General features: G+C 69.8%; 2 protein-coding genes. One reads left to right on the top strand and one right to left on the bottom strand.

The genetic code is table 11. From position 1 onward, the window contains the following. Positions 1-186, bottom strand: a 186-nt coding sequence (locus tag IEQ44_RS18080) for a transposase family protein (protein ID WP_369074439.1), incomplete at its 3' end; no start/stop codon positions are given. Here IEQ44_RS18080 and IEQ44_RS15580 point away from each other — a divergent pair. Continuing rightward, the coding region (locus IEQ44_RS15580) for a hypothetical protein (RefSeq protein WP_193639395.1) at positions 154-451 on the top strand (298 nt) is incomplete at its 3' end. The two genes, IEQ44_RS18080 and IEQ44_RS15580, sit on opposite strands and share 33 nt — an antisense overlap.

The raw sequence follows: 451 nt of genomic DNA, 5'->3' as shown, positions 1-451 counted from the left end.
GCCACCACACCCGCACCGGCCGGCCGAAGCACGGCGCGTCGTGGAGGACCTGGACCCGGCGGCCATGGCCCACCGCGGGCACGACGGCTCCGGGCAGCGCCAGATCCGCTTGCGCCACCACACCCGCACCGGCCGGCCGAAGCACGGCGCGTCGTGGAGGACCTGGACCCGGCGGCCATGGCCCACCGCGACCACTCCGCAGTCAGGGCAGCCGGTCAGGTCCACATCGGTTTCGACATCGACCCGCACGGTGCCCTCATCCAGGGTCGTCACACCGAGGAGGTGCATGCCCTCGACGCCGAACAGTTCATCTGCCCGCGGACACCAGCCGTCAGAGGCGGCAGCGAACGCAGGCGCACACGTACAGTGAGTCACGCGAGGCCTTCATTAGGTCAGGTTGCTTGGTCGCTCCTGATCCTTGAAGGCCTCGTGCTCTATCCAGCCCTCGCCA

This window comes from Nocardioides malaquae, assembly GCF_015070385.1.
GTDB lineage: Bacteria > Actinomycetota > Actinomycetes > Propionibacteriales > Nocardioidaceae > Nocardioides > Nocardioides malaquae.
Note: the sequence above shows the minus strand (reverse complement) of the source record. Positions and strands in the feature narration are given on the sequence as shown.